Source organism: Streptomyces sp. NPDC093546, from assembly GCF_044765045.1.
Lineage (GTDB): Bacteria > Actinomycetota > Actinomycetes > Streptomycetales > Streptomycetaceae > Streptomyces.
On sequence record NZ_JBIWJG010000010.1, the window covers coordinates 200923 to 221851 of the forward strand.

The window sequence follows — 20929 nt, forward strand, 5'->3', positions numbered from 1 at the left end:
GAACCGCCACCCGGGGTGATCCTGGATCGCCCCGGGTGCGCGAGTCCTCAGCCCGGCTGCTTGATGCTCTCGATGATTCGGGCGAAGCCTTCCTCTCCATGGCCTGCATCGACCTGACGTTGGATGAGCCGCTGCACCATGGAGACCACCTCGGTGCTGACGCCCTGCTCGGAACTGGCGCCCAGGACGTCACCGAGGTCGGAGAACCGCAGGCTCTGTTGCCCTTCGACGGTGTAGTCCCCGCCGTCGATGACTGCGGCGAAACCCTGGAAGGCGCCGGTCATGGCGGCCAGCCAGGGTGTGGCCTTGGCAGCGAACTCGCCCGCCGTCACCCCGGCCGGCGCGACCATGGCGGCGCCGTGCATGAATCCGGCGAACATGACGTACATGCCCGCGAGCAGGGCGAGGTCGTAGAGGGACGCCAGCCCGGCATCCTCACCGAAGTAGGTACTGGTTCCCCACAGGTCGAGCAGTGGCCTGTACTGCTGGAAGACATCGGCAGATCCGCTGTAAAGGATCGACGCCTCAGGCCGGCCGATCATGTGCGGTACGGCCATGATGCCGCCGTCCAGATACGCGACTCCGGCTCGGGCGGCCCAATCCGCCAACTCCCGAGACTGAGCAGGCGTCGTCGTCGTCACGTTGACCAGGGTTCGTCCCGCCAACTCATCGCAGAGCGGATCGAGCACCTCATGGACGGACGCGTGGTCCAGCAGGCATGCGATCACCAACCGGCCGGCCCGAACCGCGTCGCCGGCCGTGTCGGCGGTCTTGGCGCCCTGCGCGACGAGGTCGTCCGCCTTCCCCGGTGAGCGGTTCCAGCACGTGGTCGCGTATCCGGCCTTCACCAGGGCGCTCGCGAGAGCGCTGCCCATAGCTCCCAGCCCGAGGACACTCACCTGGACGCTGTTGTCGGTTGTCATTCTTGGCGTTCCCCCTCGTGTTCGTCCTTCTCCTCGATCCTCTCCGCAGCCGCTAAAGTTGACCAGTACGGACTAATGAGTGGGGTACTCACCCATGAGTAAGTACCTCTTGGAGGGCGGATGGCTACCGCAGCACGACGCGGCCCCTATTTCTGCGGCATCGACGCGGCGATGGACGTGGTCGCCGGCAAGTGGAAATCGCTCATCCTCTGGGAGCTCCACCACCACGGGACGCGCCGGTTCGCCGAGCTTCGACGCGGCCTGCCCGGTGTCAGCGAGAAGATGCTGATCCAACATCTGCGGGAGATGGAAGAAGACGGGCTCGTGCACCGCGAGGTGTACCGCGAGGTGCCGCCGAAGGTCGAGTACTCCTTGACGGAGCACGGCGTCTCGCTCAACGTGGCCCTGGCCTCCCTGGGCGAGTGGGGAACCGAACGCATGCGGCGGATCGGGGCCGAAAAGGTCTCCGGCGACGCTGCCGCGACAGCTCGGCGATAGAAGTCGGAGCGCCCCCACGGGAGGAAACACCCGGCCCGGCGGCGTCCCTGCCGTCTTCGTACGGGTCGCAGCAAGTGCGTGTTACGGCGTCAGGGCGGTCAGGACCCTCTCCAGCATCCGTCGCAAGGCCGCGCGGTCCGTGGTGTCCGGGCCGGACCGCGTCACCCCGTCGTACGTGAGCCCCTCGGCGAAGGCGACCATGATCCGCCCGGCCTCTTCCGGATGCGGGCTGCCGAGCGTGGTCGCCAGCAGCTGCGCCTGGCCGACGAACCGCTCCCGGGCGCGGAGCAGTTCGGAGCCCAGCTCCCCTTCCGGGTGGCGTGCCGCCAAGAGGACGATCTCCAGGCGCGCGCGGGTGCGGTCGCGCTCGGAGCCGAGCCAGTGGGCCAGTACGCCGGCGAAGCGGTCCGCCATCTGGCGTACCGGCGGCTCCGCGGCAAGTTCTTCGGAGACGGTCGCCGCTTCGATGTCCGCCACTTCCTGTTCGGCGATGAACGCGACCACAGCGGCGAGGAGCGCCTGCCGGGTACGGAAGTAATAGCTGGTGGACCCGGCCGGCACCCCCGCCCGCCCGTCGACCGCCCGGTGGGTGAGCCCTCGCAGGCCCTCGTCGGCGATCACTTCCACCGCCGCGGTGAGCAGCGCCTGTACGCGGGGGCTCCTGTCCCTGCTCACGCGACGGCCCGCTTCCTGAGCCTGCCGAGCATCATCCGGCGGACGAGGCCGCTGAACGGCCCGATCAGCCGCCAGTACCGGCCCATGGCTCGACGAGCCGCCTTGTCCAGACACAGGACCCGGGTCTCGGTGACGACACGCGTACCGCCGGTGGCGGCGTCCACGGTGAACCGCATGCTGAAGGTCGCCTTCGCGTAGCCGGGTTCGTCGAACGCCAGGAACTCACGCAGCCCTGTGACGTCCGGCCGTCCGCCGGCTGGGCCCATGGTCCACCACTGCCCCACGATCCCGCGGACCGTCTCTCGTGGTGGTTCTTCGGCCAGCAGCAGAAAGCTGTCCTTCAGGTCCCTGACGTTCTCCTCCGGTACCGTGCCGCCGCCCCGGCTCTTCAGGCGGCCGAGCTGCCGCCGCACGGCGAACAGCACACGGACGAGCGGCCCCCACCCGTCGCCACCGGCCTGCTCCATCTCCTGCCACGCCGCCCACACCGCCTCCACCGGAGCCGGGATGACGATCTGGTGCCGGGAGCCGAAGTCCGGGCGGGGAACGAGGGTGCCTGCAAGACCATTCATACCTCGGGACTCTACATTTGTAGAGTGCGTACGGCCAGGCATGCGGCAGAGCCGCCTCGAACGCCGCGGACGCCGACACCTGAGAGAAGCGCAGCCGCAGCCGTCGGCACACCGGGCGGGATACGCCCCTCTCGCCATCGAGAACTGGCTGGACCTCTACCGCGACCGAGTGACCAGACCATTGCCGTACGCCGTCGCGAACAGGCCGCAGCCCCGCGCGTCCATCCCGCCGAACCGGCGGCGCCTCGCCGGTTTGGCAGGAACCGCTTTCCAGGACCGGTCCGGCGCGGGGTGTGCCACACGGGTCCGCCGGCCGGGCGTGGGTGCCGGTCGGCCTGTCATGAGTGGGTGGCGTGCTGCATGCGTACGGCGGTCTGGTGGAGGTAGGCGGTCACCTCAGGGTCGGTGTCAAGGGTGTAGTCGACGTCGAGGGCGGCGAGGGCCTGGGCGATGGCGGGGAGGTAGTTGCTGGAGCAGTCGACGGTGCAGGTGGTCCCGTCGAGGGGACGGATCCGGCCGGCCAGGGCCCAAGTGCGGCGGCGGACGGTGTCGGCCGGGGCTTGCACGGTCGCGATGGCGCGGTAACGGGCGGGAGCGGTGGCGATCTTGTCGGAGACGTAGGCGGCCGGGTCGTTGCCGGGAACCGGGCGCGGGGTGAAGTACCGCCTGGTGGGGGCGGGGTTGGTGATGCGGTCGAGGCGGTAGGTGCGCCAGTCGTCTTTGTCGGTGTCGTGGGCGAGGAGGTACCACAGGCCGCCGGAGGCGATGAGGTGGTGGGGCTCGGCACGGCGGGAGGCGGTGCCGCTGCGGCGGGTGGTGTAGTCGAAGGTGACGATCTCGTGGTCGCGGCAGGCCGCGGCCAGTCCGCCCAGCAGTGCGGGGTCGACGCGTGGGCCTCGGGTTTCCCACCCGATGGTGGCCGTCGTCTGCTGCACGGCCGCGACCTGGGTGCGCAGCCTGCCGGGCAGCACCTGTTCGAGTTTGGCCAGGGCGCGCAGTGAGGTCTCCTCCATGCCGGTGAGGTGGCCTGCGGCGGTGCGCAGGGCGACGGCGGTGGCGATGGCTTCGTCGTCATCGAGGAGCAGCGGGGGCATGGCGGTACCGGAGGCGAGGCGGTAGCCGCCGGCGTGGCCGGTGGTGCCTTCGACGGGATATCCCAGGTCACGCAGGCGGCCGATGTCGCGGCGGATGGTGCGGCCGGTGACGCCGAGGCGTTCGGCGAGTTCGGTTCCGGACCACTCGCGGCGGGTCTGGAGCAGGGACAGCAGGCGGAGCATCCGGGCGGGCAGGTCGGTCGTCATGCCCTCCAGATTGCTCCTCTTTACGGACGCCGGATGTCCTAATAGGCCCTTAGCTTGGACGGCATGTCCGAGAGCAAACACCCCCGAAACGCCAATGAACACGGGGGATCCGTGCAGGTGGGTCGCGCTGACCGTGGTGCTCATCGCCTCGTTCATGGATGCGGTCGGTGTCACCGTCGTCCGCGTGGGCGGCCCGAGCAGCAGGACACCACGCTTTCGGCGGCCTGACCCGCCGCGGGCACCGCGCGGGCTCACTCATCCGGCCCAGCATGTGGCCCCGCCCCCAGGGGTGAGGTCAGGTCCGACACGAAGAACCCGACCCGCGAACACATGCCACGTTCGCGGTCGCACGAAAGGAACAATCCTCATGAGCCGCATCTCTCCCGGCCAGGTCGTCTGGTTCGAGATCGGCACCACCACCCCCGAGGCCATCACCGGCTTCTACGCCCCTCTGCTGGGCTGGTCCTTCGAGGTCGATCCGGATTCCTCCATCGACGGCCGCACCTACACCCGCATCCTCGCCTCCGGCGCGCCGTGGCCGATGGGCGCGATCCAGCAGGGCGACACCGGCGAGGAAGCCATCAACCTCTCCATCCTGTCCACCGACGTCCACGCCGACGTCGACAAGCTCACCGAGCTGGGCGCCACGGTCGTGGTACCAGCCACGCCGGTGGGGGACGTGACCGTCTTCGTCCGGCTGAAGGACCCGCGCGGCAGCCTGTTCTCCCTCTTCTCCCAAACCACCTCCGCACGCTTCGAGCAGCGCATCGCCGGGACCGAGGAGTACATGCAGGAGGCCGCCTTCACGCCGAAGGCCGGGTCGATGGACGGCTTCGAGATCGGCACCACCGACGTCCAGGCCACCATCGACTTCTACACGCAGGGGTTCGGCTGGCGGTTCGAGCAGGACGACGCCGGCGGCGAGGTGCCCAGCCTGGCCGTCTTCGGCCCCGGCGCCGAGTATCCCTCCGGCCTCTTGTGGGATCACAGCGGCGAACACCGTGGCGCGGTGGATTACGTCATGCCCACCTTCCTGGTCACCGACATGGCCGCCACCGCTGCAGCGGCGCAGGAGAAGGGCGCACGGGTCGAGCATCAGCCGCGTTCCACGCCCGGCGGCCCGGCCCGCGCCCGTATCCGCGACCCGCACGGGAACCGCTTCGGCCTCCTCACCCGGCCCACGACTCACTGAGCCCACTACGCCCCCACCACACACGCACCGCAAGGAGACGAACGATGAAGATCGCACTGCTGGGAACCGGTTTCGGACGGGCGCACGCCGCCGTCTACGCCGCTCGTGGCGACGTGGAGGTGGTGATGTTCGGCCGGGACGCGGCCAAGACCGCGAAGGTGGCGGCCCAGTTCGGGTTCGGTTCCTCGACCGATATGGACGCCGCGTTCGAGGACGACTCCTTCGACCTGGTGGACATCTGCCTGCCGCTCCCGCTGCACGCCGAGTTCGTGCTGCGCGCTCTTCGGTCGGACAAGCACGCGCTGGTCGAGTTGCCGCTGGCCGGTGACATCGAAGACGCAAAGCGGGTGGTCGAGGCCGCCGCCCGCAGCGACAAGCACGTGTTCGTCGACATGTTCGAGCGGTTCATCCCGGCCAACCAAGCCCTGTTCGACGCGGTGAAGCAGGGCGCCTACGGGCGCCTGGAGCAGCTGACGTTGTGGAACCTCACCGCGCACCTGTGGCCGGGCGCCTCGCTCGGGCTGAAGGTCCTGCCGCTGGAGGCCCTGCACAGCGACATGGACATCATCACCCGCACCCTCGGCCTGCCCCAGGCCACCACCGTCACCACGGTGGCGCGCGGCGAGGACTCCGGAGCCATCGACGCCACCTTCCGCTTCGACGGCGCGGCGGCCCGCAGCTCGATCTCCTCCCTCATGCCTCAAGCGTGGGGGGCCCGCAGCGGCTACACCGCCACCTTCGAGCACGGCGTACTGGACGCCACGTCCATGATGGGCTTCGACGGCAAACCCTCCGGCACCGTCACCGCCTACACCGCCGAGGGTGCGCACGAGCTCACGCTCCCGCCCGCCGACCAGTACACCGCCATGATCGGCCACGTCCTGGAGGTGGTACGCGGCGAGGCGGACAACCAGATCGCCCCCGCGAGTGTGCTGGACGCGCTCCAGCTCACCCTCGACCTGGACCACCAGGTCAACAACCCCGTCTGACCCCCGTCTTCCGGCCCCCACTGAGCCGTCCGAGCGGCCGACGCCCCGGGGGCCGGGGCAGGGCGTGCAGTCAGACGGACGGCACAGAAAACCCCCGATCCGCGCGGCCGGCTGGTCCCCGCTCAGCGCAGGCCTGCTCCACCACCGCACCACCACGCATGCGCCAGCGCGAACGCCCGCTCCGGCTCGGCTCCGGCTTGCACGTCCCGCCGCGCCACCCTGCCCCACGCCCCTCTTGCCCTCCCCGCTGCCGAAGCTCCGCTTTCGACGCGCGTCAGTACGGGCGCCGAAGTGGCTCGTGCCGAGGAGGACCGCTGGTGGCGGGTGTACTCGTGACCAGCGCGGCACGTGTCGAGCAGGCGCTTGCCGTCGACGGTCCTGAGGATGTCGGCATCCGGGCTATCTCCCCAGCGCCCCCCGCAGCGTCACACCCCACCGGGCCCGCAGCCTGCGCACCTCCCAGACCGACAGCGCCGTGACCGAAAGGGGGCCGCCGAGGAGGAAGGTGTAGAGGACGAGCGGCGGAGCCGCCACGTCGGGACCGTCGAACAGGCCCAGCCCGAAGAGGGACCACACCAGCATCGGGGAGATCAGGGCCGGCAGCAGCTCGTGCACATCGCCCAGGCGGAAGCAGGAGTTCACCCCGTACACCAATGCGACGATCGTGCACAGCAGCGCGAACACCAGGACCAGCGCGCAGACCACCGCGCCGACGAAGAACAGCACCATGACCAACAGGCCGATCAGGATGCCGTGGTAGCCGATGTCGGCCGTCGAGATGATCTCGCCCTTGAGCATCTTGACCATCACATACGACACTCCGGCGCCCAACGCGATCGCGCTCAGCGAGCACAGCGGACCGAGCAGCCGGGCGGCGTACCGGCGGCCCAGCGGCGCGCGGGCCGCGACGATGAAGGCCGTCACCGCCACGAAACCGACCGTGAGTGTGAGCCCGCCTCCGATGAGCAGGTCCTCCAGCTTGCCCAGGACGACCTTCTCGCGGCCCTCGGCCAGCGGGAACGCCAGGAGCAGCCAGGCGGTGGCGACGAAGCCCACCGCCGTACGGGCCCACTGCAGGCCGGTGATGAGCGGGTCCTCGATCCGGTCGGGCCGGGACGGGGCGGTCATCGCCGTGGCGACCGCGAACGGACTGGGTATCGACCGGAGGGACGCGGACGCGCCCCGGCGGGTGTTCACTGATGCTCCCCCGAACACATGAAACGTACGAACGCCCAGACGGATGGATACATGGATACGGAGATCCGTCCGCGTACCACGGCGCGACTGTCCGCGGTGGCGGGCGCGCCCGCCGTGCGGGCATACCCGGCCACGGCAGAACGGCGCTCACCCGCTGATGGCTGTAATGGCCCTGACACCTTAGCCGACCAGGACGGACTTCTCGTCACCTTGCCGGAAAGCCCTGCCGCACCGGTGCACGGCCTCCTCCACCGGCGATGGCCGAGCGGATTCCCGCACCTCACGGTGCACCTGGAGATCGGCATCGGAACCGGTTCCGCCACCGCGCACGGCGGCGTACCAAGCGCCCGGCAAGCACGGTCACGGCATGACCGAGAGCCTGCCCGCCGACGTGGTCGACGTGTCCAACGTGGCGGCGCTGCTCCCGAGCGCGGATGATCGGGTGCATGTCGCGCTGCAAAAGCAGGGTCCGCTCGTCAGCGTGAGCGCGCGCTGCACATGCGGGTGCGGCACCGCCTACTTCGACCGCTCACGGCCGTCCGGCGACGCGGGCAGGGCTATGACGGCACTGCCGTCCGGGCAGCCAAGGGCATGCCGATGGCAGCACCCGGTGAACGTGTGTCAGCCGAAGGGCCGGTCCACCTGTCCGCCTGGCGGCAGTTGAGCTGGTGCGACATCCCCAACGACCGGATGCTGGTGACGGGCTCCCTGCCGCTCCGAAGGGCAACACCCTGGACGCCGACGGTGAAGTCCGACGGTTCGACACGGTTCTCCGATCCGGACTTCGGCATCACCACGGCCTACAGGGCTACCGGGCGGGCGGAGAGCGAGCTCGGCTCCGACACCGTGTACCGAATCGACCCGGTCGCCGGCCGGGTCCGCTTGGTCGCCGACGGCTTCGGCGCGCCGATCAGCGTCGTCTTCTCGCCCCACGAACGGCAGGTGTACGTCTCCGACACCCGGGCGGGGTTCATCCGGGTCTTCGACGTATGGGACGACGGCACGCTGTCGGACGGCAGCGTCTTCGCGGCGGCCGGAGCCCGTGCGGAGGACCGCAGGCTCTCAGCTTACCGTTCAACCTCACGCAGTTCGCGCTTACCGTAGGCGCGTGAACGACATCAACACCGAAACCCTTGGGTGGGACCTCATCGGCTGGGACAGCGACGAGCAAGCCGCACACGTCACAGGCCTCAACCGAGTGGAGATTCTGAGGATCAGGGACCTGTTCCCCGGCCGGGACGACGACTTCCTTGAGACTGCGGTCTACGAGGTGCCGCCCGCGCTGTACTCGGCGATGCAGAGCGCCATCCCGCACCTGGAGTTCCGTGAGGGGCTGGAGTACCAGATCGGTGGATTCCTTCTACGCGTCTGAGCTTGCCTACCCGCTAGCGTGTCGGGGCTTCGTGCCGGCCTTGTGGTGTGCGGGTCGGGTGGAGGACTCGCCAGGTGGCCAGGAAGCGTCCGACGTCGTAACGGGAACCTCGACCGGCAGGTCCGCGAGGAGGTACGCAACGCAGAGTCCGTCGTAACCGGCGTCCAGCACGACCAGGGCCTTTGGGTCGTCAGCCTGCTGCAGACCGGCCACGACGAGACGCTCGACGACCTCGCGGACCTGCTCGGTGGTCGCCGCGGCCAGGTCCGCGCCGGGCTCCAGGCGGATCGTGTCCAGCAGCGCGGTCCTCCAGGAAGCCCTGCCCGTCTCCAACGCGGCCACGATCGAGTAGGGCCAGCCAGGCACCATCTGGTGCTTACCCAGGCCCCGGCCGAAGGTGTGACAGAACGAGCGGTTCGAGCAGGTGTCGGCATCCGGCCGCAACCACGGCGAGACGTCCACCGCCGGCACCGACCGTCCGTCGCTTGCCCGAGGCAGCGGCACTCGCCACCGCGCCACGAAGGCGTGCGACGTCGATCCGCCCCGGTTGATCGCGGAAGTCGACGACGGCGTCGCCCTGTCCACCGAGCTCTCCCGGCGGGCTGGCGGCCGCCCCCGTACGACCCGGGCTCCGGTGAACCCCGCACACCCGGCCCCGGCGTGAACTGTCGCTTCTCCTACTCCGGCGGCACGCCCTGACGCCCAAGCCGGCACCACTGCCTACGACCTGCCCGCGGTCAGCTGGCCGGCGGTGTCCTCGATCCACGGCAGCGTCCATTCGACGCCGGCCCGCCATCCGTGTTCTGCGCCGCCGTAGCGGCGTTCGGCGTCGGCACGGATGTTGACGGCGAGGGCGGGCAGGTCCCTGCAGTCCCCGCCGCTCGTGCGTCGTTGCCCTTCACACACGGACAGGGGCGGAACCCGACTCCGGCCGGATCGGCCCGTCTGCGGCAGCGGGCGGGAGATCTCAACCCGACGCGGTGAACGTGGAGATGAGATGGTCGACGACATCGGTGCGACGGGCCCTGCGTCGGTACGCGGCACGTTGCCGGTCGGCGCCGTCGCCGGCGGCGCGCACGCGTGACCAGAGTGTGCTCACCAGTTCCGCGTCGCCGTGCTCCTTCAAAGCGGGTTGCGCCCATGCCAGGAGCTGGTCGACCTGGTCGACGGCGGGGGACAGGCGGCCGGTGGACAGGTCGATGCCCTGCCCGGCCAGACCGTCGCGGGCCGCGCGCCAGCAAGCGGCGCGCAGCATCTCAGGCCCGGGCTGGAAAATCGCCTCGCCGGCGGTGATGGCCTGCAAGGCGGTAGCGGTCATCGCCCGGATGAGGCCGGCGAGCAGCACGGTCTCTCCCGGGGTGGCGGTCGCGTCGGCGGCGCGGAATTCGAGCGTGGGCACGTGGTGGGAGGGCCGGATGTCCCAGTACAGGCCACCGCGGTCCATGACACTGCCGGTGGCGATGAAGGCGGCGACGAGGTCCTCGAAGTGGGCGGTGGACTCGAAGTACGGCGGTGGCCCGGCCACAGGCCAGCGTCCCAACGCTGTCCTGCGCCAGCTGGCGTAACCGGTATCGCGCCCCGCCCAGTAGGGCGAGTTGCCGGTGAGGGCGATCAGGACCGGGATCCAGGGGCGCAGGTGGTTGCTGACCTGCAACGCTGTGGCGAGGTCGGGGATCCCGACGTGGATGTGGCAGGCGCAGACGCTCTGTTCGTCGTCCAGGGCACGGAACATCGCCGCGCTCCGAGCGTAGCGTGGGCCGGCCGTCAGCGGCGGCGGGGAGGCCTGGCCGAGGACGGGAGTGCCGCTGGAGGCGACGCGCAGACCGCGGCGGTCGGCGGCCTGTACGACCGCCGTGCGCGTGGAACGGACCTGCTCGGCGAAGTCCGCAAGGCTGGTGTGAGGGTCGGTTCGCACCTCGACCTGGTAGCGCGTCAGCTCCGTACCGACGCGATCGCCCAGCTCACCCGACGCCTCGGCCACCACGTTGTCCGCCTCCGCGCTCACCGCGCGCGACACCGGATCGGCCAGGAGGAATTCCTCCTCCGCTCCCACCGTCAACGGGGCCCGCCTGCCTGCGGTTGCTCGGCTTCGGCCATGGCCTGGGAGCAGTCCCTGTGCACCGGCAGACGTACGCCCTGTACTCGTCATGGTCATCATGCTGTCACGGACGGTAAGCCCGAGATAGAACGCAAAGACGACATCTCTCAACTACGGGGAGCGGGACGTGCGCGAGCGGACACAGATACTGATCGCCGGGGGCGGCCCCGCGGAAACAACGGCGGCCTGGAAGGGCTGACGTTCCGCAAACGGGCTGCCACCTCGCGAAGCCGCCAGTAGGCGGCTACGGGGGCAGCTGTGCGGCGCGCGGCGCCGGTCACCGGTCGGAAGGTAAGGCCGTGCCGCCCAGCAGCAGTGTCTAACCGGCGACCGTCCACTGGACCTGTGTCGTGGAGGGGCGCAAGTCCTGCTCAAGGCGGGGACCGCGATGTCCAGGGACGGTCAGGTCCATGCCCAGAAGGAACAAGCCCAGACAGGCGACGGCCGTGGCCGCTCAGTACCGTGCCGACGACGCGGACGGCCCGGGCCCGCGTGGGGAGGGTGGGGCGGTGGCCCTGGGATAGTGGGCCGGGCGTTGCACTGGCGGTCATGGTCGGCAGGCGGCGGGAGCTTGCCCCGTCGTGTGTCGGGTACCGGTGGGAACGGTGATGCTCAGAAGAGGACCCGCGCCGCAGTGAGAGCCGCCGCGGCCGCCCCGTCGCCCTCGAACGTGAGCTCACCTCGTGGCGGCCGCCCCGAGAGGTGGCGGGCGAAGTCAAGGGCATCGGCCCGCAGGATGACCACGGGGGGACCGCTGCCGAGCCGGTATCGGCCACCGGCCGGGCCGGAAAGCTCCAGCAGACAGGACGGACCGGTCCAATCAAGCGCCAGATCCAGCAGTACCTGGCCCATGATTTCGCCGTCGTGCGCGTCCAGCGCCAACTCGGTACCGGTGGCGTCACAGATGTCGATGCGGTGCATCCAGGTGTCACGGGCGAGGAGAACGCAGTTCAGGTACTCCATGGAGTCCTCGGGAAGCGCCTTCGCCTCCGGGAAGATCATGCTCGTGCGGATCCGACGCCGTACCGAAGCCGGCACACGGGCCAACGAGCGCACCCCCTTCGGGGCGATGCGAGCGAACTCCGCGACCAACCGCTCTCCTGGGACCCCTTCACGATCTTCGACCTGGCTTTCGTTATGGCCGTCCAGCGCACCCAATTCGGGATGCCTCCGACGGGCCCGTCGAACTCGCGTGATCAAGAGCCAGGGCTTGGGCAGCTCCTCGAACTGACCGACCTCGTGGGCCACCATGTTCCGGACGGTCCACCCAGAGCACACCGTCGGCCTCGACCAGGCCCCGACATCCAACGCACCCATGATCGCGAGCGAGGCTCGTACCTCCGCCTCGTTGACCGCGCGCGCCCGAGCCGCGGAAGTCCGGGGAATGTCCTTGGCAGAGACAGTAGGCGGGGCCATACCGCACCTCCTCCACCCAGGCTACAAGGCACCCACACCGGCGGCATGTGCATGCGACCAGGAGCAGCCGTGCAGGCGGAATGAGAACAACAGCTGCACGTGAAGACGCTTCCAGCGGCCGGGGAGAACATGGGTCTGCGGCCGACGCATCGCAAGCGGCGGTGTCACGGCGTTGCGAGGGAGCCGGTGACGGGGCCGCGTACGGCCAGCGGTCAGGCCGCGCCCGCGTGCACGCGATCGAAGGCCACGTAATACGGCGCTCGAACGTCGTCCGATCCGCTACGCACGGCTGCGCCCGGACGTTACCGCGACCGACGTGGCCGGATTCGGACAGGAAGCGACCCCGGCCGCCGGATCGCGCCGCGCGACGGCACGGGCGAGGCCGGGTAGCCCTGCGCGGCATGAACACCACCAACCGGCGCCGACCGGAAAGCCGGTGGCAAGCATGGCCGGCCCCTGATGAAGATCGCGGCATGTCCAACTTCGTGGAGACCGACCGGCTCGTCCTGCGCGCATTCACAGCGGCCGACACCGACCACCTGTTCGTCCTGGACAACGACCCGGAGGTCATGCGGTTCATCAACGGTGGCCGACCCACCAGCCGCGAGGCGATCGAGGGCTCCGAGCACGGTGAAGTCGAGTACGAACTCACCCGGACCGCGTGGGAACAACTGCATGAGAGGCCCTGGGAATACGAAGTCATCCTGCCGCTCCACGCCACTTCCGCCCGAAGTGCCGAGGCGGGCGGGAGGAAACAGGCAGCCCGCCGCCAGCGCTTGTCACGGCTTCGTCGATACGGCTGCGCCTGGCCGGGTCACCGCCGTCGGCCCCGAGCGCCAGATCATCGCCGTGACCGACGCCGACGGTGATGGCGAGCTCGGCTACGACGCGCCTCTCCACGTGCTCGGCAGCGCCGATCACGCTGCCCCGGTGCGGCCGAGCACGCCCTCGATGTCGTCGGCAGACCCTCCGCGCGGCGCCTGCGTGAGCGCCTGGACGCGCCCTGCGGCCCAGTCGGCCGCTTGGTCGTCGGCGGTGGTCTTGGACTTCTTGGCTTCGGCTGGGTTGTCTGCCTGGCCTTGCCTTGCTTATTCCCAGTGGAGGAAGGAGCTGCACTGGTCCTGGAGCCGGAGGGGCTCCGCGGTGTCAGCTCATCCGAAGAAGCCGAGTGTTGGGTACGAGTTTCCGGTTGACGCTTGTGCTTTGCACGAAGATCGTGAAGTCGTCGTTGTGGTCGGGCTTGATGCGCACTTCCATGTCGGGCAGACCGAGAAGGGCCCGGGCTTCCGGCCCCGTGTACACGCGATCCGTTTTCTTCTCCAGCACGGCGATCTGCTTCCGTGCCTGGATCTTTTCCGACTTGCTGAGCTGGTAGAAGGCGCAACCGGTGCGGTAGGTGTGCCCGTTCTCGATGACCCATTCCCGGATCGCCGCCGGGCGAGTCACCGGTATCAGTTGGTACTGGGAGGGGTCCACCGGTGTGAGACCGGCTGCCTTGATGGTCTCCTTGTTCACCGCGTCCGCGCCCGTGGAGAACACCGCCCGCGATCCCCGGATGCCCTTGGTGCGGCCCACCATGAACTTCTCGGTGGCCTCCTGGATGACCTGCCCGGCCTCCTCCAGCCCCTGTGTGCTCGTGGCGTCCCAGATGGCGATGTTGTCCTTGGGGAACCCGTACTGCATGGCCTCTCGCTTGCCCATCTGGTCCGGCACGAGAACGGCCAGCGTCCAGTTGTCCTCCTGGGTCTCGATCATCTTGGCCACGGCCTGCACCAATTCCCGCTGATCGCGGGAAGGGGCGCCCGGGCACCGATGACTCGCGTTCTCCTGACCATCGGTCAGGACGAACGTCAGGAAGCTGTGGTCTCCGTACAGCTGAGCCGTCTGCGCGAGTTCACTCTGCGACTTCAGCGTGGCCGCCAGCAGCGCCGTCATTCCACCGACCCGGTAGAGCTGCTTCAAGGACGGCATCCGCAGCACGTCCTTGTCGTATATGACGCACTCCACCTTCTGCGCGAAGACGTACACGGTGACGCGGGTTTCCTGGTCCAGCTCCTGCGACCGGCGGGCCAGATAGGCGATCTGCTGGTCGGCCACTTCGATGACCTTGCGGCTCAGGTGTGACATGGACGAACTGGCATCCAGCACAAGAGCAACGTGATTGATGTAGTTCTGCTTTCCGGACATGACTGCTCCCCCTCTTTCGACCTGATGCTGTGATCGTCTCACCCACCACTGACAATCGGTCTTGGATCGGGGCCGGGGAGCTGACCGCAGGGGAGGAGCGAGCCTGCGGACGGCCCCAGTTGCCCGGGGCGCTCGGCTGTCCCGGCGCTGTGCGCGTCGTACGGTGCGGGCCGCACGCCCCGGCGGCCTGGCCCGGGTGCTTCTGGTCCACCTGACCGTAGTCCCGTGCCATGGCCCGCCGTTGTCAGCCGACCCACCGGCTTCGCCCCACTGCTCGCCCCTCGACGGGTCCGGCAGGGCGTCGGTGCCCTGCCGTTGTGTCGCCGGGCAGCGACGGCCGCGACGCGGCAGGCGGCGCGGTCGTTGTCGGCGACGTACACGTCGTGCCGGTACACCGGCACTTTCCCTGATACGCAGGAGGTTGTTCACCGTGTCAGTGAGCAAGCGGGGAATCTCGATCGCCGTGGCCGCAGCCGCTTTTGTGGTGTGCGCTGCCACCGCGGCGGGCGCCACCTCGGTCATCGGCTTCGGCAACAGCGCGCACGACAACCAGTGTGTCAACCAGGGCTCCACGCACACCGCGAGCCCCGCGTGGCATACCGCTGGAGGTCTGGTCGCGGGAGTGCTCGCGTTGTCGTTGAGCGCCCCGGCTAACCAATGCGGTGACCTGGGGCTGCCCAGGGAGGACAAAGCCGACCAGCCTGCGGAGAACCTTCACATCGACGTCGCCGAGTGAGCGCCCGGCGCCGTGGTGTGAACTCCACCGCAAGCCGTACTGGTCACCGTCAAGGCGCCAACGGGATGCAGAGGGCTACCGGCACCTGCTGATGCCCATCCGGATCGCCGCCATGGCGGCGATGTCCAGGACCACGAGCCGGGGCTCGGCGATGTGCTGCTCAGCGGTCTCCGTACCCCAGCCGACGGCTCGGCCCGGACGGCCGGTTCGCTGAGCGCGGGGAGGCAGCCCTGTGCGAGGGACTCGGGCCGCCGCCTCACGCGGCGCCGGTCGCGCAGGCCGTGGCCCGGCCGTAGACAGGCAGAGGGGGTGCGTTTCGCTGACAGGACCGGGCGGGATGCGGCGCCCCCCTTTTGCCGGATTCCGGCGGTGCGGCAGCACCGAAGCAATCACCGGCCCCTGCTCCGGCCAGCTCCTCCTGGGTGGCCACGAGGCGCGCACGAACGTCTTTACCCCATCGGCCGCACAGCGCTGCTGCGTCCTGCAGCTGCCTGCCTCGTTGGCGGGAGCCTCCCCGACACCGACGCCGGTGGGCGCGCATCGTCCGCGCAGGGGCTCCAGAAAGATCACCTAGTCAGTGGCAAGAGCCTTTGTTGAAGGTCGGGTGGGAGCGGTGGACGGCCGAGCATGCCCGGGCCGGGAGGGGGCGGCCGCTCCTCGGCTCCCGGAAAGACTTCAGGGGCTGCTCATCCAGGGTTAGCGTGATGCGGACGCAGTACCGGGCGTCGGGTATCCGCGTACACCCGCGCCTTGACCCCAGCCTCGCCCGGCGTACGCCACACCGGGGTGATGCCGGAGGTCACCCACTGCTGCTGCAGGCTCTCCATCACCGCGCGGATGGTGTCCTCGTCTACGGCGGTGACGTCCCGGACGACCAAGCCGGGCTCGGCGATGTGCTGTTCGTGGTGCTGCGCCCGCCCGTGGAGCCGAGACCGCGCCGTCCGGTGTCGAGCGCGATCCTCACATGGCGGCCTTCGCCCGGCGGAACCCGGGCCGGCTCGCTCTGGGCACGGCCGTTGTCGAGCATGACGCGCTCGGAGGGCACGAGGCCCGGGCGCCGTACGACCGGATCCACCCCGGAACCGGCGTGCCCTGCGTCCCGACGACGTGGGTCGAGCCGCTCGCGCCGGGAAGGCGGCTGTTGACGACGCTCGCGACCCGGACGCCGAGCTGGCTCGGGCAGCTGCTCGTCACCCGCCCCCCGGCGGGTGCTGTCGAAGCGGTCCTGCGGGGCAGACCGCGTCGGTACCGGCCTTTGCTCGGGTACCGGTGGCTCAGCGCTCTCGACCACCATGCCCGCATCAAGGCCCACCCCGGCTCGGCACACTCCACACGGCTCTCTCTGCCACCGGACGAGGCGGACAGCTTCTGGCTCGCCGCCGCGTATCTGGTGCCTGGCACTGTCCGGGACCTTCAGGCCGAGACGATGACCGTCGTCGCGCCCGAGGATGATTCATGGGCCACGGCCGCGCCGCGGACGGGCCGGCTGCCGGAGCTGGCCGCGCGTCCGCTGGTCGGTGAGGCGGCCCGAGCTCGCCGCGCGCCCGCTGGACGGCGAGGCGGCCGGGGCTGTGCTCGCGTGACGGCCGAGCTGAGCCGCGTCGACCGCGCGCGCCAGGCCCTGCTCGCCGCCCGGGAGGCGGCGAAGCAGAGCTGCGCCGACCGCACGGCGAAGCCGAGGCGGCGCACCGGAACGGGCGTACAGCGTGATGGCCACGAGCCTTTCAGGTTCGGCGCGGCGCTCACGATGATGATGACCGAGCGCGGCAGGGTCGCTCATCCCCATCGACGCGAACTGCGCGCCATGCCGCCGCACGCCTACCTGATCAGTACCTCCCGCGCCGCCATCGTCGACCGTGCGGCCCTGCTCCGCGCCCTGCGCGAGGGCTGGATCGCCGGCGCCGGACTCGACGTCTTCGACACCGAGCTGCTTCCCGCCGACGACCCCTTGCGTCGCACTCTGCCGAACGTCCCCGCCACCCCGCACCTCGGCTATGTCACGGAAGGCAATTCCCGTACCTTTTACCCAGGCCGTCGAGTACATCACTGCCTTTCTCGCAGGCACCTCGCTCCGGCTGATCTCGGGCGACTGACTCGCGTTGTCAGTGCCGTGCTGTTCACTTGGCCGCATGGACGCATCCGCACTGCGCGCCCGTCTGAACGACGCCTGGCGCGCGCCTGAACTGCACTGCCCGCTGCCCACTCATGGGGCAGGGCATGTCTGTGTGCCCAGTGACGCGGAGGATCTGGCCGAGCTGGAGCGCGTCGCCGCGGACGTGGTCGAGGGGGCGGGTCTGCCTGTACGTGCGTGGGTCGTCGGGGGTACGGCGGCAGGGGTGCCCGACGGTCCGCCGGTGGGCGGGGACGGCGGGCTCCCCATCGGCGGCGAGGGCGGGCTGCTTGAGCTGCGCGGGTGGGTGCTGACCGAGCACTGGTTCGGATACGGCGTGACGGCCACCGCCGACGGCCCGCGCCGCGTCGCGGTCCTCGCCCGGCGCGCGTTCACCCGCCCGCCCGGTGTCGGGTGGGTGGAGTTGCTGCGGCAGGTCACCGGGTGGACGGAGCCCGATCGGCGCGGCGTCGACTGGGCCGCGACGGAGGCCGCGCTGGGCACCGCGCTGCCCGGTGACTACAAGGACATCGTCGACGCCTTCGGCGCGGGCAGCTTCGACGAGTACCTGGACCTGCTGGTGCCGGGTGCGCTGGGCACGGATCTGGTCTCGTGGGGCCGGGACATGGCGCGGTACGCCGACCTGTACCGGCCGCACCCGGTCCACCCCGCGCCCGGCGGCGTGCTCATATGGGGGACCTCCGAGCAGGAGCTGACCTTCCACTGGCTGACCGGACCGGCCGATCCTGACGACTGGCCGGTCCTGGTGCAGTACCTGGACGGTGAGTGGCAGCGCTTCGACTGCGGTACCGGCGAGTTCGTGCTGCGCCTGCTCACCGACCGCACCCCGCCGTTCGCCTTCCCGCCCTCCGCCGGACCGTTCCCCCACTGGTTCGCTTCATGGGAACTGCCGGAGCACTGACCCCTGCCGAAAGGCCCGGCGGTCCTCGGCTCCGACGTCCGGCGCGGTATACACGCGTCGGCCTTCCGCGGAGGTCCGGAGCACCCGCGTCGCGGGGCGATCTCCTCGACCCGGGCCCCGCGAACGGGCCCGGGTCGAGGACGACGAGGTCGGCGGCCTTGCCGACGGTGATGCTGCCGGTGATGTCGTCGAGGTGGTTCACTACGCGGTGCCCGCCGTGTACGCGGCGACGGCGGTGTCGTCCGCCGGTCTATCCGGCGCGCTCGAGGCGGGCCGGTGGCTTTGTTTACCAGTTACGGTTCTGGTCCAACTTTTGTGGAGCGGTGACGCTCAGTGCTGTTGGACGGCTCTGCGATGGTGATGTGCCACTGCGACCGACGGTGTGTCGGCGGGACAGTCGATAATGCAGGTCATGGCAGATCGCAGTCCGGTGCTCCGGATCATTACCGCGGCGGCGCGGGAGTCCCTGAAGCCCCTCGGCCTGGTCCAGCGCGGGCGGTCGCGGCTGTGGATTGATGATCAGGGGTGGTGGCTCGGGGTTGTGGAATTCACTCCGCCGCGGATTGCCGGCAGCGGTCTGTACGTCGGTGCGATGTGGCTGTGGCACGACGTGGACCACCTGGCCTTCCATGCAGACGCAGTCCGGATCGGCTCCGAGCTGTTTCGCACCGAGGAGCAGTTCACGCGGCTGGCACTCGAACTCAGTCGGCAGGCGGCTGCGAACGTGACCGCGCTGAGGGAGAAGTTCCCGGCACTGCCGGACGTCGCCCGGTACCTGACGTCGAGGCCGGTGCGGCGGGGATTCCTCTGGGACAGCTTCGACTCTGGGATCGCGGCCGCTCTGGCCGGGGACCCAGACGCGGCCCGCGATCACTTCGAGCGAATCCTTCGAGAGGACGCGCTGGTGCCGTGGATGGTCGAAGCCCAGGAGAAGGCTCGTGAGCTTCACGCGATTGCGGCAGATAGCGACGCTGTGACCGCCTGGGTCATGCGGGCCGTCGACGCATGCCGGAACAAGCTGGGCCTGGATCCCACGCCGCTCGCGATCAGCTGAACGGCCCCGCTCGTCGAGCGACAGAACTGTGGTCAGGCAAGGAGCACTCGCTCCCGCAGCAGGCCGAAGCCGGCCCGGCCGTACATCTTGCGCTTGATCGTTTTGAGATCCCGTTCTCGTGTACAAAGCCAGCGGCCCGGCCGCCCTGCGCGCCGGCCGACCGTGCTTCGCTGACAGGACCGGGCGGTGCTGCTCCCCTCATGGTCGGGGAGCCGTGTTTGGGCAGCTCGTCGTCCTCATGGTGTCGGCGGGTGGTGGAGCGGATGCCGCACGTGGTGGTGGCTGGGTGCCCAGCCCGCGGTGATCGGTGTGGGCGGGGTGTGTTTCACAGCCGTTCCTTCGCCACGTCGTCTTCGTCCGGTCCGTGCCGGACGTGCGACTTGCGGCGGGCCTGGAGCTGGCGCAGGTGGTCCAGGCGGGAGATGACGGGTGTGGCGGTCACGCCGTGCAGGGCGACGGAGACCAGGACGGTGAAGGTGACCAGGGCCCACAGGTCTTCGGCCGGTACCCGGAAGCCCTCGGTTCCGAGCGCGTACGCGAGGTAGAACAGCGAGCCGATGCCGCGGATGCCGAAGAACGCGGTGACGGCGCGTTCGCGGGGGCCGGCCGCCGTGCCCAGCTGGGCCAGCCAGCCGGTGAGGGGGCGCACGGCGAGCAGCAGCAGAAGACAGACCACTGCCCCTTGCCAGGTCAGGGGCGCCAGCGCACCCTGTGCGATGAAGGTGCCGAGGAGGAAGAGCAGCGCGGCGGTGAGTAGTCGCTCGATCTGCTCGACGAAGTCGTGCAGCACGGTGTGGTAGCCGTGTGCGCGCTCGGCGGCGCGGATGCGGCAGGCGGTGACGAAGACCGCGAGAAACCCGTAGCCGTGGGCAAGCTCGGTGAGCCCGTAGGCGAAGAAGGTGGCGCCCAGGGCGACGAAGCCCTCCCGGTGCTCGGACAGGCGCATCGCCGATTGGGAGGCGCGGAAGAAGAGCCAGCCAAGAAGTTTGCCGACGGCGAGGCCGGCGAGCACGCCGATAACGCACCGGTAACCCACGTCGACGAGGAGCCAATGACCGATCCGGCCGCCCGGCAGGCTGCTTCCCGCGCCGGCCAGGGCGATCGCCGCCATGACCACGGGGAAGGCGAGGCCATCGTTGAGGCCGGCTTCACTGGTGAGCGCGAAGCGCACCTCGTCCTCGTCGTGCTCGGATTCGGTGGGCGCACCGACTCGCACCTCGGAGGCGAGTACGGGGTCGGTGGGAGCGAGTACGGCGGCCAGCAGCAGTGCTGCGGCCACCGGCCAGCCCAGCAGCCACCACGCGAGCACGGCCGTCGCCGCGATCGTCAACGGCATGGTCACGCCCAGCAGTCGTCCGGAGGTACGCCACCTGCCGTGGCCGAAGGGACGGTTCAGGGCCAGGCCGGCGCCCATGAGCGAGACGATGACGCAGACCTCCGTGAGGTGCTCGACCCACAGCCGGTCCCGGACCGGATCGATCTGAGGGAGAGGCACGGGCAGGAGCTGGAACGCCAACCCGCACAGCAGGAACACCAGCGGCATGGACACAGGGCGCCCGGCGACCAGGCGCGGAACCACCGCCGCCGTGAGCGCCCCGGCCCCGAACAGGGCGAAGAGGAAGTCAGCCGAGATCACCGCTGACGAATACCCCATCGACAAGGAACGGCACGCCGGTGCTGTTCCGTG

The 20929-nt window shown here is 69.8% G+C and carries 21 protein-coding genes and 3 pseudogenes; 12 read left to right on the top strand and 12 right to left on the bottom strand.

Going from position 1 to position 20929, the window contains the following annotated elements:
* Positions 1-47 precede the first annotated feature (47 nt).
* Positions 48-923 carry an NAD(P)-dependent oxidoreductase gene (locus tag ACIRNI_RS22550; protein ID WP_403553633.1) on the bottom strand — a complete coding sequence of 292 codons (876 nt, stop codon included), beginning with the start codon at positions 921-923 and terminating at the stop codon, positions 48-50.
* A 120-nt stretch (positions 924-1043) separates the two neighbouring features.
* Between ACIRNI_RS22550 and ACIRNI_RS22555 the strand changes: the two genes are divergently transcribed.
* Positions 1044-1421, top strand: coding sequence for a winged helix-turn-helix transcriptional regulator (locus ACIRNI_RS22555; RefSeq protein ID WP_403553635.1), 378 nt, complete (start codon positions 1044-1046; stop codon positions 1419-1421).
* 81 nt (positions 1422-1502) lie between these two features.
* Here ACIRNI_RS22555 and ACIRNI_RS22560 read toward each other — a convergent pair whose 3' ends face one another.
* The 3 genes from ACIRNI_RS22560 to ACIRNI_RS22570 all read right to left on the bottom strand — a co-directional run bounded on the left by ACIRNI_RS22560 (position 1503) and on the right by ACIRNI_RS22570 (position 3969).
* Complete coding sequence (locus ACIRNI_RS22560; RefSeq protein ID WP_403553637.1) at positions 1503-2096, bottom strand: TetR/AcrR family transcriptional regulator; 594 nt, start codon at positions 2094-2096, stop codon at positions 1503-1505.
* Entirely contained in the window at positions 2093-2668 is a 576-nt protein-coding gene (locus tag ACIRNI_RS22565; protein WP_403553639.1) for a hypothetical protein, read from the bottom strand. Before ACIRNI_RS22565 ends, ACIRNI_RS22560 begins: the two co-directional genes overlap by 4 nt.
* A 338-nt stretch (positions 2669-3006) precedes the next feature.
* Positions 3007-3969 (bottom strand): helix-turn-helix transcriptional regulator, encoded by a 963-nt coding sequence (locus ACIRNI_RS22570; protein ID WP_403553641.1) that lies wholly within the window; start codon positions 3967-3969, stop codon positions 3007-3009.
* Between the two features lie 367 nt (positions 3970-4336).
* Here ACIRNI_RS22570 and ACIRNI_RS22575 point away from each other — a divergent pair, with 367 nt between their 5' ends.
* Together ACIRNI_RS22575 and ACIRNI_RS22580 are read left to right on the top strand one after the other, a co-directional pair.
* On the top strand, positions 4337-5161 hold the full coding sequence (locus ACIRNI_RS22575) for a VOC family protein (protein ID WP_403553643.1): 825 nt from the start codon (positions 4337-4339) through the stop codon (positions 5159-5161).
* Between the two features lie 44 nt (positions 5162-5205).
* Complete coding sequence (locus ACIRNI_RS22580; protein WP_403553645.1) at positions 5206-6150, top strand: Gfo/Idh/MocA family protein; 945 nt, start codon at positions 5206-5208, stop codon at positions 6148-6150.
* 399 nt (positions 6151-6549) lie between these two features.
* On the opposite strand, the gene ACIRNI_RS22585 is transcribed toward ACIRNI_RS22580, so the two are convergent.
* Positions 6550-7347 (bottom strand): hypothetical protein, encoded by a 798-nt coding sequence (locus tag ACIRNI_RS22585; RefSeq protein ID WP_403553647.1) that lies wholly within the window; start codon positions 7345-7347, stop codon positions 6550-6552.
* 367 nt (positions 7348-7714) lie between these two features.
* Here ACIRNI_RS22585 and ACIRNI_RS22590 point away from each other — a divergent pair, with 367 nt between their 5' ends.
* From ACIRNI_RS22590 to ACIRNI_RS22600, 3 genes are read left to right on the top strand one after another with little or no spacing between them, the layout of a single operon-like run.
* Positions 7715-8011: a hypothetical protein gene (locus ACIRNI_RS22590; RefSeq protein WP_403553649.1), complete on the top strand. Its 297-nt coding sequence runs from the start codon at positions 7715-7717 to the stop codon at positions 8009-8011.
* Positions 7966-8451 (top strand): SMP-30/gluconolactonase/LRE family protein, encoded by a 486-nt coding sequence (locus ACIRNI_RS22595; RefSeq protein ID WP_403553651.1) that lies wholly within the window; start codon positions 7966-7968, stop codon positions 8449-8451. The genes ACIRNI_RS22590 and ACIRNI_RS22595 overlap by 46 nt, the downstream gene beginning before the upstream one ends.
* 4 nt (positions 8452-8455) lie before the next feature.
* Positions 8456-8719 (top strand): hypothetical protein, encoded by a 264-nt coding sequence (locus tag ACIRNI_RS22600; RefSeq protein ID WP_403553653.1) that lies wholly within the window; start codon positions 8456-8458, stop codon positions 8717-8719.
* A gap of 6 nt (positions 8720-8725) precedes the next feature.
* Here the strand turns inward: ACIRNI_RS22600 and ACIRNI_RS22605 are convergent, their stop codons facing one another.
* The 4 genes from ACIRNI_RS22605 to ACIRNI_RS22620 all read right to left on the bottom strand — a co-directional run bounded on the left by ACIRNI_RS22605 (position 8726) and on the right by ACIRNI_RS22620 (position 12233).
* Positions 8726-9304, bottom strand: a complete 579-nt coding sequence (locus ACIRNI_RS22605) for a transposase (RefSeq protein WP_403553655.1) — start codon at positions 9302-9304, stop codon at positions 8726-8728.
* Between the two features lie 135 nt (positions 9305-9439).
* Complete coding sequence (locus ACIRNI_RS22610; protein WP_403553657.1) at positions 9440-9625, bottom strand: hypothetical protein; 186 nt, start codon at positions 9623-9625, stop codon at positions 9440-9442.
* Between the two features lie 61 nt (positions 9626-9686).
* Positions 9687-10772 carry a glutamate--cysteine ligase gene (locus ACIRNI_RS22615; RefSeq protein WP_403553784.1) on the bottom strand — a complete coding sequence of 362 codons (1086 nt, stop codon included), beginning with the start codon at positions 10770-10772 and terminating at the stop codon, positions 9687-9689.
* 657 nt (positions 10773-11429) lie between these two features.
* Positions 11430-12233 carry a maleylpyruvate isomerase family mycothiol-dependent enzyme gene (locus ACIRNI_RS22620; protein WP_403553659.1) on the bottom strand — a complete coding sequence of 268 codons (804 nt, stop codon included), beginning with the start codon at positions 12231-12233 and terminating at the stop codon, positions 11430-11432.
* A gap of 473 nt (positions 12234-12706) precedes the next feature.
* Between ACIRNI_RS22620 and ACIRNI_RS22625 the strand changes: the two are divergent.
* Positions 12707-12922: pseudogene (locus ACIRNI_RS22625) on the top strand (GNAT family N-acetyltransferase); the annotation flags it as partial.
* Positions 12923-13379: 457 nt separating this feature from the next.
* Here the strand turns inward: ACIRNI_RS22625 and ACIRNI_RS22630 are convergent.
* Positions 13380-14420: a VWA domain-containing protein gene (locus ACIRNI_RS22630; RefSeq protein ID WP_403553661.1), complete on the bottom strand. Its 1041-nt coding sequence runs from the start codon at positions 14418-14420 to the stop codon at positions 13380-13382.
* Between the two features lie 430 nt (positions 14421-14850).
* Between ACIRNI_RS22630 and ACIRNI_RS22635 the strand changes: the two genes are divergently transcribed.
* Complete coding sequence (locus tag ACIRNI_RS22635) at positions 14851-15156, top strand: hypothetical protein (protein ID WP_403553663.1); 306 nt, start codon at positions 14851-14853, stop codon at positions 15154-15156.
* A 686-nt stretch (positions 15157-15842) separates the two neighbouring features.
* Here ACIRNI_RS22635 and ACIRNI_RS22640 read toward each other — a convergent pair.
* Positions 15843-16049 carry a DUF6207 family protein gene (locus ACIRNI_RS22640; RefSeq protein WP_403553786.1) on the bottom strand — a complete coding sequence of 69 codons (207 nt, stop codon included), beginning with the start codon at positions 16047-16049 and terminating at the stop codon, positions 15843-15845.
* 62 nt (positions 16050-16111) lie between these two features.
* On the opposite strand from ACIRNI_RS22640, the pseudogene ACIRNI_RS22645 reads away from it, so the two are divergent.
* The 4 genes and pseudogenes from ACIRNI_RS22645 to ACIRNI_RS22660 form a co-directional block, all read left to right on the top strand.
* Positions 16112-16291 (top strand): annotated as a pseudogene (locus ACIRNI_RS22645) (methyltransferase); the annotation flags it as partial.
* A 657-nt stretch (positions 16292-16948) separates the two neighbouring features.
* Positions 16949-17249: pseudogene (locus tag ACIRNI_RS22650) on the top strand (NAD(P)-dependent oxidoreductase); the annotation flags it as partial.
* Positions 17250-17285: 36 nt separating this feature from the next.
* A complete protein-coding gene (locus ACIRNI_RS22655; RefSeq protein WP_403553665.1) occupies positions 17286-18188 on the top strand; it encodes a hypothetical protein in 903 nt (300 codons plus the stop codon).
* Between the two features lie 412 nt (positions 18189-18600).
* The gene (locus ACIRNI_RS22660; RefSeq protein WP_403553667.1) at positions 18601-19242 is read left to right on the top strand and encodes a hypothetical protein; all 642 of its coding nucleotides are present in this window, start codon (positions 18601-18603) and stop codon (positions 19240-19242) included.
* A gap of 325 nt (positions 19243-19567) precedes the next feature.
* Here ACIRNI_RS22660 and ACIRNI_RS22665 read toward each other — a convergent pair whose 3' ends face one another.
* Complete coding sequence (locus ACIRNI_RS22665) at positions 19568-20878, bottom strand: cation:proton antiporter (protein ID WP_403553669.1); 1311 nt, start codon at positions 20876-20878, stop codon at positions 19568-19570.
* Between the last annotated feature and the right edge of the window lie 51 nt (positions 20879-20929).